Raw genomic sequence first — 15688 nt, forward strand, 5'->3', positions numbered from 1 at the left:
TTATCCGGTTGCAGCCACCGCACAAGCCGACGCCAACCCTGTGTTAATATCGCGCCCCTGTTCATTCTGTATGTGGGTTGCACCATGAAGTTGTCCATGCCGCGATTCGATCAAGCCCCCGTCTTGGTGGTTGGCGATGTCATGCTCGACCGTTACTGGCATGGTGGTACCTCACGGATTTCTCCTGAGGCGCCGGTGCCGGTGGTCAAGGTCGATCATATCGAGGACCGTCCGGGCGGCGCTGCCAACGTTGCCTTGAACATTGCCGCCCTGGGGGCTCCGGCCTCGCTGGTCGGTGTAACCGGCGACGATGAAGCCGCCAACAGCCTGGTCAACAGCCTCAAGGGCGCTGGCGTGCGGGCGATTTTCCAGCGCATTGCGCACCAGCCGACCATCGTCAAGCTGCGGGTCATGAGCCGTCACCAGCAACTGCTGCGCATCGACTTCGAAGAACCCTTCGCCACCGACGCGCTGGCGCTGGCCGCGCAGGTCGACGAGTTGCTCGAAGGCATCAAAGTGCTGGTGCTGTCCGACTACGGCAAAGGCGCGCTGAAAAACCATCAGGTGCTGATCCAGGCCGCCCGCGCCCGTGGCATTCCGGTGCTGGCCGACCCCAAGGGCAAGGATTTCTCGATCTACCGAGGCGCGAGCCTGATCACACCGAACCTCAACGAATTCGAAACCATCGTCGGCGGTTGCGCCGATGAGCACGAGCTGGTCAGCAAGGGCGCGCAGCTGATGCACGACCTGGACCTCGGTGCCTTGCTGGTGACCCGTGGCGAGCACGGCATGACCTTGCTGCGTCCGGACCATCCGGCGCTGCACTTGCCGGCCCGTGCCCGTGAAGTGTTCGACGTGACCGGTGCCGGCGATACGGTGATTTCCACCCTGGCGGCGGCGATTGCCGCGGGTGAAGAGCTGCCCCACGCGGTGGCCCTGGCCAACCTGGCGGCCGGCATTGTGGTCGGCAAGCTCGGTACGGCGGCCATCAGCGCGCCGGAACTGCGCCGTGCGATTCAACGCGCGGAGGGTTCCGAGCGCGGTGTGCTGGGTCTTGAGCAACTGTTGCTGGCGGTCGATGATGCCCGCGCGCACAACGAACGGATCGTCTTCACCAATGGTTGTTTCGACATCCTGCACGCCGGCCATGTGACCTATCTGGAACAGGCGCGGGCCCAGGGCGATCGCCTGATCGTCGCGATCAACGACGATGCTTCGGTCAGCCGCCTGAAAGGGCCGGGTCGCCCGATCAACAGCGTCGACCGGCGCATGGCCGTACTGGCCGGCCTGGGCGCGGTGGACTGGGTCATCAGCTTCGCCGAAGGCACCCCGGAAAACCTGTTGAGCGCAATCAAGCCGGACGTGCTGGTCAAGGGTGGTGACTACGGGATCGACCAGGTGGTCGGCGCGGACATCGTGAAGGCCTACGGCGGTACCGTGAAAGTGCTGGGGCTGGTGGAAAACAGCTCGACCACGGCGATTGTCGAGAAGATCCGCAAGTCCGAATAACACAGCTTTTGTAGGAGCGAGCTTGCTCGCGATGGAGGCATGGTGCACGCGTTGAATCAGTAGATACGCGTCATCGTTGACGACCATCGCTAGCAAGCCAGCTCCTACAAGGTTTGCTTTCAGGAGCTGACTTTTTTTCGCGGCACGATTTTCTTCAGCAACAGCTTCGCCTTCCCGCGCAACCGCGCCAATCCCGAATCCTTCCCCGGCGGGGTCAAGCCCTGCTGCCTCACCCAGTCCTTCCAGCGAATTCGTTCGTCGCGTACCAGCCAGCCTTCCTGCCGGGCAAAACTCTCGGCCAGGTACAGGCCGCGCGTGCTGGCCGGGTGCAGTTGATCCTTTTTCAGGGTGTAGAGCTCGGCCATCGGGTGGCCGTCCTGCAAGGGCATCAAATACAGATCGGGTCGTTTGCGGTCCAGCCGGGCGACGAGTTGGTCACCTTCCAGTCGTTCATCGACATGGAACAGGCTCAGGGATTTGGCTTCCTTGGGAACGTCCAGGCGCAAGTCGTAAATCAGTTGCAGTGACGCCGTCGGCAAATGCACGTAAGCCCGTGGGCGCTCCATCAGCATCAGGTTGGCGCAACGTACCGGCCGTGCCGAGCCGGACAGCGGCGACAAGCGAAACGGCAGGGCTTCACGGTAATGCAGGGCCGCCGAGTAGGGCGCCGGCAGCCAGGTGTCATTGAACCTCCCGCCGAGCCAGCCTTCAGGTGTTTCCAGCAGGCATTCTTCGGCAATCTCCTGGATCGCCGTGTGCAGGGGCAGGTTCAGTTCGTGGGCCGGCACGTACCCGGAAATCAGCTTGAGCACCACGTCGCCACGGTCCTGCCGGCGCTGGCGCACCAGCACCCAATAATCGCGGTTCTGCCAATGCAGGGTCAGGCGTACCGACACTCCGAGATTGGCCAGCTCCAGGGCAAACCGTTCGCTGTCGCCGACCGTCACCGGGCGACGACGTTGCAGGGTCTGGGAGAAATTCAGCGGCCTGCCCACGCTCTGGTAACTCAGGCCTTCGGGGGTCGCTTCGACGAATAACGGCAGGGTCTTGAAGTTGCTCGGGTTCTTTCTGATGAGCGTACGCGACATGTCGGCTCCTGCTTAAGGCCGCGTGGGCGGCGTCAGTGGCTACGTAGGACCTGGGCAACGGTCGCGACATTGTGGGCGAGGTGCAGCGGATTGATGGTGCCGACAATAGCACTGGCAACACCCGGATGTTCAAACAACAACTCGAAACTGGCGCGCACCGGATCCACGCCCGGACTCAGGCAGACATGACCGCTGGCGAGGGCTTTCTTGACCAGAATGGCTTTGCCGTGTGCAGCAGCATAGTCAATGACAGGCTTTTCGTTTTGTTCGTTCAGATTGTAGGTGACCATCGCACAGTCGCCTTGCTCCAGTGCCTTCAATCCGCCCTCGACGGTTTTGCCGGAAAGCCCGAAACCGCGAATCTTGCCTTCGGCCTTGAGCGCGGCGAGGGTGTCGTAGACTTCGCAGTCATCGAGGATCGCCAGGTCGTTGCCGTCGGAGTGCACCAGCACCAGATCGATGAAGTCCGTTTCCAGGCGTTGCAGGCTGCGCTCCACCGACATTCGCGTGTGTGCCGCGCTGAAATCGTGACGGGACTGGCCGTCGGCAAACTCTTCGCCGACCTTGCTGACAATCACCCAATCTTGACGCTGACCACGCAGCAACGGGCCGAGGCGTTCTTCGCTGCGACCATAGGCCGGGGCGGTATCGATCAGGTTGATGCCCAGGTCGCGGGCGAGCTTGAGCAGCATGCGCGCTTCGTCGTCATCGGGAATCCGGAAGCCGCTGGGGTACTTCACCCCTTGGTCGCGGCCCAGTTTCACCGTGCCCAGGCCCAGGGGGGAAACCAGCAGGCCGGTGCTGCCCAGCGGGCGATGCAATTGGTGCAGGGTCGGTTGGCTCATGGCAGCAGTTGCTCCCAGGCAGGTACGCCCATTGGCGGCTTCGGCAGTTGCGGCAGGGCTGTCGGGTGGCTTGGCTGGATACCGTCGCGGGTCAGGTTGGCGATCACGCGGTCGGCGAAGTCCGGCGCCAGGGCGAGTTTGGTCGGCCAGCCCACCAGCAGACGGCCTTCTTCTGCGAGAAACGCATTGTCGGGGCGGGTCAGGCCCGATTGCAGGGGTTCGGCGCGATCCACGCGCAAGGTGGCCCACTGCACCGTGCTCAGATCGATCCATGGCAGCAACTGGCCGATCTCCTTTTGCGCAGTGGCGATTTGTTGCGCAGGCTCACGGGTCACGCCCTCGCTTTCGGCGATGTCGCCACCCATGTACCAGACCCAATTGCCGTCGGCGGCCGGGTGGGTGGTGACGGTGATGCGCGGTTTGGTTCCGCCGCCCAGGCAGTGGGCGTACAGCGGTTTGAGGCTTGGCCCCTTGGCGATGATCATGTGCAGCGGTCGACGCTGCATCGCCGGTTCGCTCAGGCCCAATGCTTCGAGCAGTTGCGCGGTGCCCGCGCCGGCGCTGAGGACGATGCGCTGGGCGCGGATCTCGCGCTCATCGACGATCAGGCCGACCAGCAAGCCACCTTCCAGCAACGGTTCGATCTTCTGCCCGGCGAGCAAGCCGTCACCTGCGAGGTCGGCCAGGCGCTGGATCAGGCTCGGCACATCGACCACCAGTTCCGCCAGGCGATAGACCTTGCCCTTGAAACGCTTGTCTTGCAGCGCGGGCGGCAACTGGTCGCCCTTGACCTGGTCGACGCGACCGCGCACGGCCTTGCTGGCGAAGAAACTGGTGAGGTTGCCGGCGAGGGTGCCGGGAGACCACAGGTAATGGGCTTCGGACAGCAGGCGCACGCCGGACAGGTCCAGCTCGCCATCCCCGGCCAGGGCTTCACGCCAGCGCCGCGGCATGTCGGCGATGGCTTCCGAGGCGCCGGTCAGGGCGCCGTGCAGCGCGTACTTGGCGCCGCCGTGGATGATGCCCTGGGATTTCACGGTCTGCCCGCCGCCGAGGCTGGCGCTTTCCACCAGCACGGTCGAAAAACCCTGGCGGCGCAGGCGCGCGTTCAGCCAGAGGCCGGCGACACCAGCGCCGACAATCAGCACGTCGGTGGAAATAACGGATGGCATTCGGCGACCTCTGTGTTCAAGACGAGGGCGCAGTATACAAGGCATCTTCAGGATCTGTTGCAGGATGCAGGTGACCCTGTAGGAGCCGGCTTGCTGGCGATCCGGCCAGCGCGGTGTGCCAGATGCACTGCTATCGCCAGCAAGCCGGCTCCTACAGAGTGTCAGTGGCCGGCGGTTTTGGAGAACAGCTGGATGACCACCACGCCCAGCACAATCAACGCCATCCCCAGCATCGCCGGCACGTCCAGCTTCTGCCCGTAGATGAACAGCGCCGCAACGCTGACCATCACAATCCCCATGCCGGCCCACACGGCGTACGCCACGCCCACCGGAACGCTGCGCACCACCAGGGTCAGCATCCAGAAGGCAATGCCGTAACCGACGATGACCAGCACCAGCGGCAACGGGGTGCTGAAGCCCTTGACCGCTTTCATCGAAACAGTGGCAATCACTTCGGCGCAGATGGCAATGGCCAAGTAGTAGTAAGCGGTCATGGGTCAATCCTCGTGTGAAGTGTTGCTCTCTGAGGTCGGCATTCTAGTGATTCGCCAGATGCGGTAAAGTCATTACCTATCTGTTTGGAAGATGGGTTGAGCCATGAGCATGCAATGGAATCTGGAGCAGCTGCGGTTGTTTGTCAGCGTAGCCGAGCAGCGCTCGTTTTCTGCCGTGGCGCGGGATCAGCGCAAGGCGCAGTCGGCGGTCAGCAGTTCGATCGCGTTGCTGGAAGAAGACCTCGGCGTCAGCCTGTTCGACCGCAGCAGCGGCCGCCAGCCGAAACTCACCGAAGCCGGCAGCGCTTTGCTGGACGAAGCGCGGGAAGTGCTGCGCCAGTGCGAACGACTCAACGGCCGGGCACTGGCGATGATGCGCGGGCAGGAGGCACGACTGCGCGTGGCGCAAGACGAAGCGATGCCTTATCAGCCGATCATCGAAAGCTTCGAGGCCCTGGCGGAAAAATTCCCCAGCCTTGAAGTGCAGTTGACCAGCGCTGCCCAGGGCGACGTCGCGCGCAAGCTGGTGGAGCGGCGCGCTGATCTGGGCTTGCTGTTCTTTCACGATCAGATTCCCGAGGCGCTTGAGCGACGGGTGCTGGGCAGCGTGGAAATGGTGACGGTGTGCGGCAAGGATCATCCGTTGGCGGGCAGAGGCGCGGTGGACGGCCAACAACTGGCGCTGCATCGACAGTTGCTGATGTCCACGGAGTCGAGCATTTATCCCGGCAGTGACCCCGCCAGCCCGCAAGTCTGGCGCGCCGACAGTTTCTATGTGATGGCCGAATGGCTGGTGCGTGGCCTCGGCTGGGCCTGGCTTCCACGGCACGTGGTGCAGTACCCGACTTATCAGAATCAGATGGTCGAACTGGTCAGCGAATGGACCCCGCCGGCCCTGGTGGTGGAGTTGGTATGGCGCCGGGACGAACCGCTCGGCCCGGCGGCGCGCTGGCTTGCCGAACGTTTTGCCGTGCACTTGCAGACGATTGGCGAAAAAGCCGATAAACTCCGCCGCCATGAATAGAACTCTCTACACCGCGCTGTTTTATCTGGGGCTGCCATTGGTAGCGATTCGGCTTTGGCTGCGCGCGCGCAAGGCGCCGGCGTATGCCAAACGCATCGGCGAGCGCTTTTCCTACGGGATGCCGGCGATGAAACCGGGCGGCATCTGGGTGCACGCCGTGTCGGTGGGCGAAAGCATTGCGGCCGCACCGATGATCCGCGCCTTGCTGGCGCGTTATCCGGATCTGCCGATCACCGTGACCTGCATGACGCCGACCGGTTCGGAGCGGATCCTGGCGCTGTTCGCCAATGAGCCGCGCATCCAGCACTGTTATTTGCCTTACGATTTGCCTTGCGCGGCGCGGCGCTTCCTTGATCGGGTCCAGCCGAAACTGGCGGTGATCATGGAAACCGAACTGTGGCCCAACCATATCCATCAATGCGCCAGGCGCGGGATTCCCGTGGCACTGGCCAATGCGCGGCTGTCCGAGCGGTCGGCCAGGGGCTACGGCCGGTTCCGCAAGCTGACCCAGCCGATGCTGGCCGAGATGAGCCTGTTCGCGGTGCAGACCGAAGCCGAAGCCCAACGTTTCCGGAATCTCGGCGCTCGGACGGAAACCGTCGAAGTCACCGGTTCAATCAAGTTCGACCTGACCATCGACCCGCAACTGCTTGAGCGCGCCAGCCAGTTGCGTGGGCAATGGCAAGCGCAGGATCGACCGGTGTGGATCGCGGCCAGTACCCATGACGGCGAAGACGAGGTGGTGCTGGCGGCCCATCGGCAGTTGCTGGCCAGTCATCCCGATGCCTTGCTGATTCTGGTGCCGCGTCATCCGGAGCGCTTCAATTCGGTGTACGGGCTGTGCCAGCAACAAGGGTTTGCCACGGTCCGACGTTCAAGCGGCGATGCGGTCAGTGCCAATACGTCGGTGCTGCTGGGCGACACCATGGGCGAGTTGCTGTTTCTCTACGCCCTGGCGGACAGCGCATTCGTCGGCGGCAGCCTGGTACCGAACGGCGGGCACAACCTGCTGGAGCCGGCGGCCCTGGCTAAACCGGTGCTGAGCGGGCCGCACCTGTTCAACTTCCTCGAAATCGCCGCGCAGTTGCGCAGTGCCGGGGCGTTGCAGGAAGTGGAGGATGCCGAAGGGCTGGCGGTGGCGGTGCAGCGCTTGTTCGAGCTGCCGCGTGATGCGCAGCGCATGGCAGAGGCGGGATTGAAAGTAATGCGCACCAATCAGGGCGCATTGCAGCGCTTGCTGGATGGGTTGGGGCGGTTGATCGAGCGTTAGACCGGGTTGTATTCATTCGCGAGCAGGCTCGCTCCCACACTTGAATCACTGTGGGAGCGAGCCTGCTCGCGAAGCTTTGGCTTTTACTGATCAGGCCGCGCTTTCAACTGTTCCTCTGCCGCCTTGGCCAGATCCGGTGGCAGGAAGTCCTTGTCCGGGTTGTAGTTCGGATTGAGCCAGCGTGCCAGGTTTTGCAGATCCCCCGGGTTCAACGTGCCGGCCTGTTGCTTCAAGCGCAGGTTGTCGAGGATGTAGTCGTAGCGGGTGTTGTTGTAGTCGCGCACCGAGCTGTAGAGCTGACGCTGCGCATCGAGCACGTCGACGATGTTTCGCGTACCCACCTGATAGCCGATTTCAGTCGCTTCCACCGCGCTCTGGTTGGAGATGATCGATTGCTTGCGCGCCTGTACCTGCTCGACATCGGTGTTCACTGCGCGGTGCAGGTCGCGGGTGTTTTCCACGATGCTGCGGCGCAGGGATTCGCGTTGCTGCTCGGTCTGGTCCAGTTGCGCATACGATTGGCGCACCTGGGAATTGATCAGGCCACCGCTGTAGATCGGGATGTTCAGTTGCAGGCCCACGGTCGTTTGCTCGACGTTGCCGCCATAGGGTTGGCCCAAGGGAACCGGATTGCTGAAGCCCAGCGCGTCGTTGTCGCCTTTCTCGTACTGGGCGATCGCGTCAACCGTTGGCAAGTGCCCGGATTTGCGCTGCTTGACGGTTTGTTCGGCGGCGCTGACGGCATAGTTGCTGGCCAACAGGTTGAGGTTCTGCCGGCCCGCCGTTTCGACCCAGGCCTTGGCGTCGTTCGGTACTGGCGGCAGGATCGGCAGGTTATGGCTGATGCCCCAGATCGAGTTGTACTGGCGGTTGGTCAGGGTGATCAATGCTTCAAAGGCGTCGTCCACCTGGCGCTGCGCAACGATGCGGTTGGCGCGTGCGGTGTCGTAGCTGGCTTGCGAGTTCAGTACGTCAGTCTTGTCCGAAAGGCCGACATCGAAGCGCTCGTTGGATTGATCGAGCTGGCGCTTGAACGCCGCTTCTTCGGCCTTGGTCGAGGCCAGGTTGTCCTGGCTGCGCAGCACGTTGAAATAGCTGTCAGCGGTTTGCAGGATCAGGTTCTGCTCGGTCGCCGAGAGTTGCAGGGCGGCCTGTTCGTTGACTTCCTTGGCGGCCTGGAACTGGAACCAGCGATCAGCGCGGAACAGCGGCTGCGCCAGAGTGGCCTGGTAGGAATGAGCATCGCGGTTGGACGTGGCGGACGGCTGGTCGAGGGCCGTACGCACCTCGGAAACATTGGCGCCGCCCGAGAGGTTCGGCAGCAGCCCGGCGCGGGCCTGGGGTACGATTTCCTTCTGCGCGCCGTACTGGGCGATGGCGGCCGCCAGGTCTGAGTTGTTGTTGACGGCTTCCTGATAAACGCTAACGAGGTCCGTCTTGTTCGACAAGGGCGCTTCTGCTGCCCAGGCCATTCCGTTGGACGCACAAGACACGGCAAGGGCCAGTGAAAGTTTGCGCAGCATAGACGATCCCTAGAATTGATATTACACAGGTAATTTGAGCGCCAAGGCTAAGGCGTTGCTTTTACAGCGTCAATGCGCGGCTCAGCGTAGCGAGTGTAGTTGCGCATCGGGGCGGCAACAATCCTGATACTGCGTGTAATAACGCCATTCATCATGGTATTTGCAGTGGGGTTGGCGTTCTTTGCCAGTTGTGTCTAGACTGGCCGGGTTCTTGTCGGGGTGCCTTGCTATGAGGCTGAGATCGAATAATTTCGGATCCCGTTGAACCTGATCAGGTTAGCGCCTGCGTAGGGAACAAGATTTCTCGTCACCCGGCGAGTCCTCTTGTGCTTCGTCCGGGAAATTGTTCGACAATCGAACGCTCCCCGTGTGACGACGCACAGCACCAGTCCTGGTGCGTCCGTGCCTCTCAGGTTCTGCTCCGACAATCCACTGCCTGGATGCTGTCTGGAGAGCCCGTGATGACCATAAAAGCAAAAAACGCGATCAATCTGAGTGAATCGGCCAAGGTCGATGAACAGTCGGTTCAGCCGTTTACCCGTTCGCAAAAAATCTACGTTCAGGGCTCTCGCCCGGACATCCGCGTGCCGATGCGCGAAATCACCCTGGACGTGACGCCTACCGACTTCGGCGGCGAAATCAACGCGCCGGTGACCGTCTACGACACCTCGGGTCCTTACACCGATCCCAACGTGGTGATCGACGTGCGCAAAGGCCTGGGTGATGTGCGTTCGGCGTGGATCGACGACCGTGGCGACACCGAGCGCCTGAGCGGTCTGAGCTCGAACTTCGGTCAGGAACGCCTCGCCGATGCGGAGCTGACCAAGCTGCGTTTTGCCCACGTGAATAACCCGCGCCGTGCCAAGGCCGGGGCCAACGTCAGCCAGATGCACTATGCGCGCAAGGGCATCATCACCGCCGAGATGGAATACGTCGCCATCCGCGAAAACATGAAGCTGCAAGAGGCCCGCGCCGCCGGCCTGTTGAAGCAGCAGCACGCCGGCCACAGTTTCGGCGCGAGCATCCCGAAAGAAATCACCCCTGAGTTCGTCCGCGAAGAAATCGCCCGGGGCCGTGCGATCATTCCGGCCAACATCAACCACACCGAACTGGAACCGATGATCATCGGCCGTAACTTCCTGGTGAAGATCAACGGCAACATCGGCAACAGCGCTTTGGGTTCGTCCATCGAAGAAGAAGTGGCGAAACTGACCTGGGGCATTCGCTGGGGTTCGGACACGGTCATGGACCTGTCCACCGGCAAGCACATTCACGAAACCCGCGAGTGGATCATCCGCAACTCGCCGGTGCCGATCGGTACGGTGCCGATCTACCAGGCGCTGGAGAAGGTCAACGGCGTGGCCGAAGACCTGACCTGGGAGCTGTTCCGCGACACGCTGATCGAACAGGCCGAGCAGGGCGTCGACTATTTCACCATCCACGCCGGCGTGCTGTTGCGCTACGTGCCGATGACCGCCAAGCGCGTGACCGGCATCGTCTCCCGTGGCGGTTCGATCATGGCCAAGTGGTGCCTGGCGCACCACAAGGAAAACTTCCTCTACACCCATTTCGACGAAATCTGCGAAATCATGAAGGCCTACGACGTCAGCTTCTCGCTGGGCGATGGCCTGCGTCCTGGCTCGATTGCCGACGCCAACGACGAAGCACAGTTCGGCGAGCTGGAAACCCTCGGCGAGCTGACCAAGATCGCCTGGAAACACGACGTGCAGTGCATGATCGAAGGCCCGGGCCACGTGCCGATGCAGTTGATCAAGGAGAACATGGACAAGCAGCTGGAGTGCTGCGACGAGGCGCCGTTCTACACCCTCGGCCCGCTGACCACCGACATCGCGCCGGGCTACGACCACATCACCTCCGGCATCGGTGCGGCGATGATCGGCTGGTTCGGCTGCGCCATGCTCTGCTACGTGACGCCGAAGGAACACCTGGGCCTGCCGAACAAGGATGACGTGAAGACCGGGATCATCACCTACAAGATCGCCGCTCACGCCGCCGATCTGGCGAAGGGGCATCCGGGCGCGCAGATCCGCGACAATGCCTTGAGCAAGGCGCGTTTCGAGTTCCGTTGGGAAGACCAGTTCAACCTGGGCCTTGATCCGGACACCGCTCGTTCGTATCACGATGAGACCCTGCCGAAGGATTCGGCCAAGGTCGCGCACTTCTGTTCGATGTGCGGGCCGAAATTCTGCTCGATGAAAATCACCCAGGAGGTCCGCGAGTACGCGGCCAACCAACGGATCGACGCGGTGGACGTGGACGTTGCCAAAGGCATGGCTGAACAGTCCGAGCGCTTCAAGCAGGAAGGCAGTCAGCTTTACCAGAAAGTTTGATCTGACCTGAAAGGACCCCATCGCGGGCAAGCCCGCTCCCACAGGGAATGTGTGTACGACAGAAACCATGTGGGAGCGGGCTTGCCCGCGATAGCGATCTAAAAAACAACAAATGTCCCTCTGAGATAACACCCTTGAGCATTCAACCCAGCACTTATTCACCTGATATCGCGGTGCCGACCGACAAACGTGTGTTCGGCGGCCGTGATCTGTTTTCCCTGTGGTTCTCCCTCGGCATCGGCCTGATGGTGCTGCAGACCGGCGCATTGCTCGCGCCGGGCCTGGGCCTGTCCGGTTCGTTGCTGGCGATTTTTCTCGGCACCCTGGTCGGCGTTCTGCTGCTGGCGGCGGTCGGAGTCATCGGCAGTGACACCGGCCTGTCGTCGATGGCCGCGCTCAAGCTCAGCCTCGGCACCAAGGGCGCGAGCCTGCCGGCGGTGCTGAACCTGTTGCAACTGATCGGCTGGGGTTCGTTCGAAATCATCGTCATGCGCGATGCGGCCAGCCTGTTGGGCGCCAAGGCCTTCAGTGAAGGCAGCCTGATCTCCAACCCCGTGCTCTGGACGCTGTTCTTCGGCGCACTGGCGACCTTGTTGGCCGTTAGCGGTCCATTGACCTTCGTGCGGCAGATCCTGCGCAAATGGGGTATCTGGCTGCTGCTGGCCGCGTGCATCTGGCTGACCTGGAACCTGTTCGCCAAGGCCGACCTGGCTGCGCTTTGGGCCCAGGCCGGTGACGGTTCGATGCCGTTCGCCGTGGGTTTCGACATCGCGATTGCCATGCCGCTCTCGTGGTTGCCGCTGATCGCCGACTACTCGCGTTTCGGCAAGCGGGCGAAAAACGTCTTCGGCGGCACCGCCATCGGCTTCTTCATCGGTAACTTCTGGCTGATGAGCCTGGGCGTGGCCTACACCCTGGCGTTCGCGCCGAGCGGTGAAGTCAATGCCTTGCTGCTGGCGCTGGCCGGCGCGGGCCTGGGGATTCCGCTGCTGCTGATTCTTCTGGATGAGTCGGAAAACGCCTTTGCCGATATTCACTCGGCGGCGGTGTCCAGCGGGATTCTGTTGCGCGCCAAGGTCGAGCACCTGGCCCTGGCCATCGGCGTCATCTGCACGCTGATTGCCCTGCTGGCGCCATTGGCCCAGTACCAGAACTTCCTGCTGCTGATCGGTTCGGTGTTTGCGCCGTTGTTCGGCGTGGTGCTGGTGGACCACTTCATCCTGCGCAAGCGTAGCGGCCAGGTGGCCTCGGCGGCACTGCGCTGGCCGGCTCTGCTCGCCTGGCTGGGCGGGGTCAGCACCTATCACTTGTTGGCCAACCTGTATCCGGATGTCGGTGCAACCCTGCCAGCACTGGTAGTGGCAGGGTTGCTCCAGCTAGTGCTGGGCCGGGCCTTCAGTTACGGCCGGGAAACAGCTCGGGCTTGATGATGCCGTTCAGGCGAGGGTAGGGGATCTTCAGTTCGACATGGCCCAGCGCGTAAGGCGCGATGGTGCTGGTTTCGTACTTGAGGACCACCCCGCCGTAGGTCAGCGCCACGTTCTGGGTTTTCTGGAACGGCCAGCTCTTCACGAACTCCGCTTCCTGATCGAGCTTGGTGCTGATCAGCCAGCTGTTGTGTGCCACCTGCGCGGCTTTCCAGAACGCGTCTTCCTGCCCCGGCACCAACATGTCCGACAGTGTCAGCACTTTGTGCTGCTGGCGTGAATAGTTGATGAAACCTCGACCCGGGGTGCCATGGGCGCCGCCGGTGTCCAGGTAGCTGGACAATTCGATGATCACCAAGCCGTCATGCTGCTCGCGTACCTTCGCCTGCAGATAGCTGCTGTTGCGTGGACCTGCGGTGCGCAAAAATTCTTCGCGATAGGCCGCCAGGGTCGGGGCGACCGGCGCGTCGGGTGAGGTGCGGGTCATTTGCAGCAGACGTTTTTCGATGATGCCGTCCAGTGCAGGCTCGTCCGCAAAGTGCAGGGTGTCGATGTTGACCAGCGGGCAATCCGGGTTGCTGCAGCCGGGCTGTAGCTGCTCGGAAGCGTCGCGGGTGGTTTCCAGCGGCGTCCGGTAGTTAGGCTGGAACAGGCTCGCGCAAGCGCCCAGGGTCAGGGCGATGGCGGCCACGGAGGCGATTTTGAAAAGCGACATGGGCGTCCTTTCTGAAACAGGGGAAGGCAAAAAGTTACCGGCTTCGACTCTCAACAAAGCAATCAGTTCGCCACTAAGCTGATTAGAGAGGGTTTCGCCCTCACCGTCCATCCCGCTGACAGGAAAGGGGCTGCATCAAACGTCACGGGCGCGTTAGGATGGCGCGAAGTCGAGGCTCCGGAAAAAGGAACCTCGTATAGGTTTGTAGCAAGAGGATTGTCATGACGGATTTTGCCAACGCCATTCCGACCGCCGTAGATATCGTTCGGCGCGAAAAGTGCTTCGAGGGCTTCTACAAGCTCGATCGTGTGCACTTGCGCCACGAATTGTTCGCTGGCGGCATGAGCCGCGAGATCAATCGTGAAGTGTTCGTTCGTCATGATGCGGTGTGCATGCTGCCTTACGATCCGCAGCGTGACGAAGTGGTGCTGATCGAGCAGTTTCGCGTCGGCGCCCTGGGCAAGACCGACAATCCGTGGCTGATCGAACTGGTTGCCGGTCTGATCGACAAGGATGAACAACCGGAAGAAGTTGCTCACCGCGAAGCGCAGGAGGAAGCTGGGCTGGTCATCGGTGCGCTGTGGCCGATGACCAAATATTTTCCATCGCCGGGCGGCAGCAACGAATTCGTGCATTTGTACCTGGGGCGTTGCGACACGACGGGCGTCGGCGGCCTGCATGGGCTGGAGGAAGAAGCAGAAGATATTCGCGTCACGGTCTGGGCTTTCGAAGATGCCCTGCAAGCCGTGCGTGATGGGCGGATTGCCAACGCGGCGAGCATCATTGCCTTGCAATGGCTGGCTTTGAACCGCGTTGAAGTGAGGGGGTTATGGTCGTAAACAAGCTGCGCGATCGCTATCGGGTGGACCTGGTGGGGCTGCAAGCGTCCTGCGAGGCGAACTACGCACGCCTGATGCGACTGCTGCCGGACATGCGCAGCGAGCCGGCCGCCAGGCGCATCGCCGTGACCCATGGCGACCAGATGCTCGGCGTGCTGGCCCTGGAAGTGTTGCTGACCTGTCCCTACACCACGACCCTGCAAGTGCGTCAGGAGCACAGCCTGCCGTGGCTGCCGGTGCCGCAACTGGAAGTGCAGGTCTATCACGACGCGCGCATGGCCGAAGTGGTCAGCGCCGAACATGCGCGACGCTTTCGCGGCATCTATCCTTACCCGAACGCCTCGATGCACCAGCCGGACGAAAAGGCCCAGCTGAACATGTTTCTGGGCGAATGGCTGAGTCATTGCCTGGCGCTGGGGCATGAGTACGAAGTAGTTCGTTAGTTGTGAACCCTGTCAGGTTCTCGGATTTCCCCTTTCGATCGTCCCCCAGCATAATTGCGGCACTTACCCATCCCCGTGATCACGCCCTGGGAGAACGCCTTGCCGAGCGTATCCACATTGACCACCGCCGATCCGGCGTTGCTGGTGCAAATCTCCGACAGTCATCTGTATGCCGAAGCGGACGGTGCGTTGCTGGGCATGAACACCCGCGACAGCCTGCAAAAGGTCATCGAGCTGGTGCGCGCGCAACAGCCGCGGATTGACTTGATCCTGGCCACGGGTGACCTGTCCCAGGACGGGACGCTGGAGTCCTACCAGCAGTTTCGCGACATGACACGCCAGCTGGACGCACCGGCGCGCTGGATTCCGGGCAATCACGATGAGCCGCAGATCATGGCCGAGGCCGCGGTGCAGAGCGCTTTGCTCGAACCGGTGGTGGATATCGGCAACTGGCGGGTCACGTTGCTCGACTCGGCGGTGCCAGGCTCGGTGCCGGGTTACTTGCAGGACGAGCAGCTGCAGTTGCTCGCCCGCTCGTTGAGCGAGGCGCCGGAGCGCCATCATCTGGTGTGCTTGCACCATCACCCGGTGTCGATTGGTTGCGCGTGGATGGAGCCTATCGGCCTGCGTAATCCCGAGGCGTTTTTTGAAGTGCTGGATCGTTTTCCACAGGTACGAGCCGTGCTGTGGGGGCATGTGCACCAGGAAATCGATCAATTGCGCAACGGCGTGCGTTTGCTCGCCTCGCCCTCGACCTGCATCCAGTTCGAACCGGGCAGCGAGGATTTCAAGGTCGGCGAACAGGCGCCCGGGTATCGCTGGTTGCGGTTGCTGCCCGACGGGCGGCTGGAAACCGGGGTGGAGCGGGTCACGGGGTTTGATTTCACCGTGGATTACGGTTCCAACGGTTATTAGTGTCATTCCGGGATACCGTGGCGCGGCCATCGCGAGCAAGCTCGCTCCCACATTGGTTTTGCGTCATTCACAA

At 62.1% G+C, this 15688-nt stretch carries 14 protein-coding genes and 1 riboswitch; of the genes, 8 read left to right on the forward strand and 6 right to left on the reverse strand.

Annotated features, from left to right (window positions below):
• The first annotated feature begins 84 nt into the window (after nt 1-84).
• On the forward strand, nt 85-1509 hold the full coding sequence (gene hldE / locus AB4O16_RS18795; RefSeq protein WP_160390549.1) for a bifunctional D-glycero-beta-D-manno-heptose-7-phosphate kinase/D-glycero-beta-D-manno-heptose 1-phosphate adenylyltransferase HldE: 1425 nt from the start codon (nt 85-87) through the stop codon (nt 1507-1509).
• A 119-nt stretch (nt 1510-1628) separates the two neighbouring features.
• Here hldE and AB4O16_RS18800 read toward each other — a convergent pair whose 3' ends face one another.
• From AB4O16_RS18800 to AB4O16_RS18815, 4 genes are all read right to left on the reverse strand, one after another.
• Nucleotides 1629-2597, reverse strand: coding sequence for a metal ABC transporter ATPase (locus tag AB4O16_RS18800; RefSeq protein WP_160390548.1), 969 nt, complete (start codon nt 2595-2597; stop codon nt 1629-1631).
• A 32-nt stretch (nt 2598-2629) separates the two neighbouring features.
• On the reverse strand, nt 2630-3442 hold the full coding sequence (locus AB4O16_RS18805; RefSeq protein WP_160390547.1) for an aldo/keto reductase: 813 nt from the start codon (nt 3440-3442) through the stop codon (nt 2630-2632).
• Complete coding sequence (locus tag AB4O16_RS18810) at nt 3439-4614, reverse strand: NAD(P)/FAD-dependent oxidoreductase (protein ID WP_160390546.1); 1176 nt, start codon at nt 4612-4614, stop codon at nt 3439-3441. The genes AB4O16_RS18805 and AB4O16_RS18810 overlap by 4 nt, the downstream gene beginning before the upstream one ends.
• Before the next feature lie 161 nt (nt 4615-4775).
• Nucleotides 4776-5108 carry a DMT family transporter gene (locus AB4O16_RS18815; protein WP_015093202.1) on the reverse strand — a complete coding sequence of 111 codons (333 nt, stop codon included), beginning with the start codon at nt 5106-5108 and terminating at the stop codon, nt 4776-4778.
• Between the two features lie 103 nt (nt 5109-5211).
• Between AB4O16_RS18815 and AB4O16_RS18820 the strand changes: the two genes are divergently transcribed.
• Both AB4O16_RS18820 and waaA read left to right on the forward strand, forming a co-directional pair.
• Nucleotides 5212-6132: a LysR family transcriptional regulator gene (locus tag AB4O16_RS18820; protein ID WP_460155528.1), complete on the forward strand. Its 921-nt coding sequence runs from the start codon at nt 5212-5214 to the stop codon at nt 6130-6132.
• Complete coding sequence (gene waaA, locus AB4O16_RS18825) at nt 6125-7402, forward strand: lipid IV(A) 3-deoxy-D-manno-octulosonic acid transferase (RefSeq protein ID WP_460155529.1); 1278 nt, start codon at nt 6125-6127, stop codon at nt 7400-7402. The genes AB4O16_RS18820 and waaA overlap by 8 nt, the downstream gene beginning before the upstream one ends.
• Nucleotides 7403-7485: 83 nt before the next feature.
• Here waaA and AB4O16_RS18830 read toward each other — a convergent pair whose 3' ends face one another.
• The gene (locus AB4O16_RS18830; protein ID WP_460155530.1) at nt 7486-8925 is read right to left on the reverse strand and encodes a TolC family outer membrane protein; all 1440 of its coding nucleotides are present in this window, start codon (nt 8923-8925) and stop codon (nt 7486-7488) included.
• Between the two features lie 205 nt (nt 8926-9130).
• Nucleotides 9131-9236, forward strand: a riboswitch (TPP riboswitch).
• A gap of 150 nt (nt 9237-9386) precedes the next feature.
• On the opposite strand from AB4O16_RS18830, the gene thiC reads away from it, so the two are divergent.
• A complete protein-coding gene (gene thiC / locus AB4O16_RS18835; RefSeq protein ID WP_160390543.1) occupies nt 9387-11276 on the forward strand; it encodes a phosphomethylpyrimidine synthase ThiC in 1890 nt (629 codons plus the stop codon).
• A 134-nt stretch (nt 11277-11410) separates the two neighbouring features.
• Nucleotides 11411-12703 carry a putative hydroxymethylpyrimidine transporter CytX gene (cytX, locus tag AB4O16_RS18840; protein ID WP_460155531.1) on the forward strand — a complete coding sequence of 431 codons (1293 nt, stop codon included), beginning with the start codon at nt 11411-11413 and terminating at the stop codon, nt 12701-12703.
• Here cytX and AB4O16_RS18845 read toward each other — a convergent pair.
• Entirely contained in the window at nt 12672-13418 is a 747-nt protein-coding gene (locus tag AB4O16_RS18845) for an RsiV family protein (protein WP_460155532.1), read from the reverse strand. The two genes, cytX and AB4O16_RS18845, sit on opposite strands and share 32 nt — an antisense overlap.
• Nucleotides 13419-13639: 221 nt before the next feature.
• On the opposite strand from AB4O16_RS18845, the gene AB4O16_RS18850 reads away from it, so the two are divergent.
• The 3 genes from AB4O16_RS18850 to cpdA all read left to right on the forward strand — a co-directional run bounded on the left by AB4O16_RS18850 (nt 13640) and on the right by cpdA (nt 15615).
• On the forward strand, nt 13640-14257 hold the full coding sequence (locus tag AB4O16_RS18850; protein WP_150714642.1) for an NUDIX domain-containing protein: 618 nt from the start codon (nt 13640-13642) through the stop codon (nt 14255-14257).
• Entirely contained in the window at nt 14248-14700 is a 453-nt protein-coding gene (locus AB4O16_RS18855; RefSeq protein ID WP_007977461.1) for a DUF1249 domain-containing protein, read from the forward strand. The genes AB4O16_RS18850 and AB4O16_RS18855 overlap by 10 nt, the downstream gene beginning before the upstream one ends.
• A gap of 99 nt (nt 14701-14799) precedes the next feature.
• On the forward strand, nt 14800-15615 hold the full coding sequence (gene cpdA / locus AB4O16_RS18860; RefSeq protein ID WP_460155533.1) for a 3',5'-cyclic-AMP phosphodiesterase: 816 nt from the start codon (nt 14800-14802) through the stop codon (nt 15613-15615).
• Nucleotides 15616-15688: the final 73 nt, after the last annotated feature.

This window comes from Pseudomonas sp. S2_H10, from assembly GCF_054668285.1.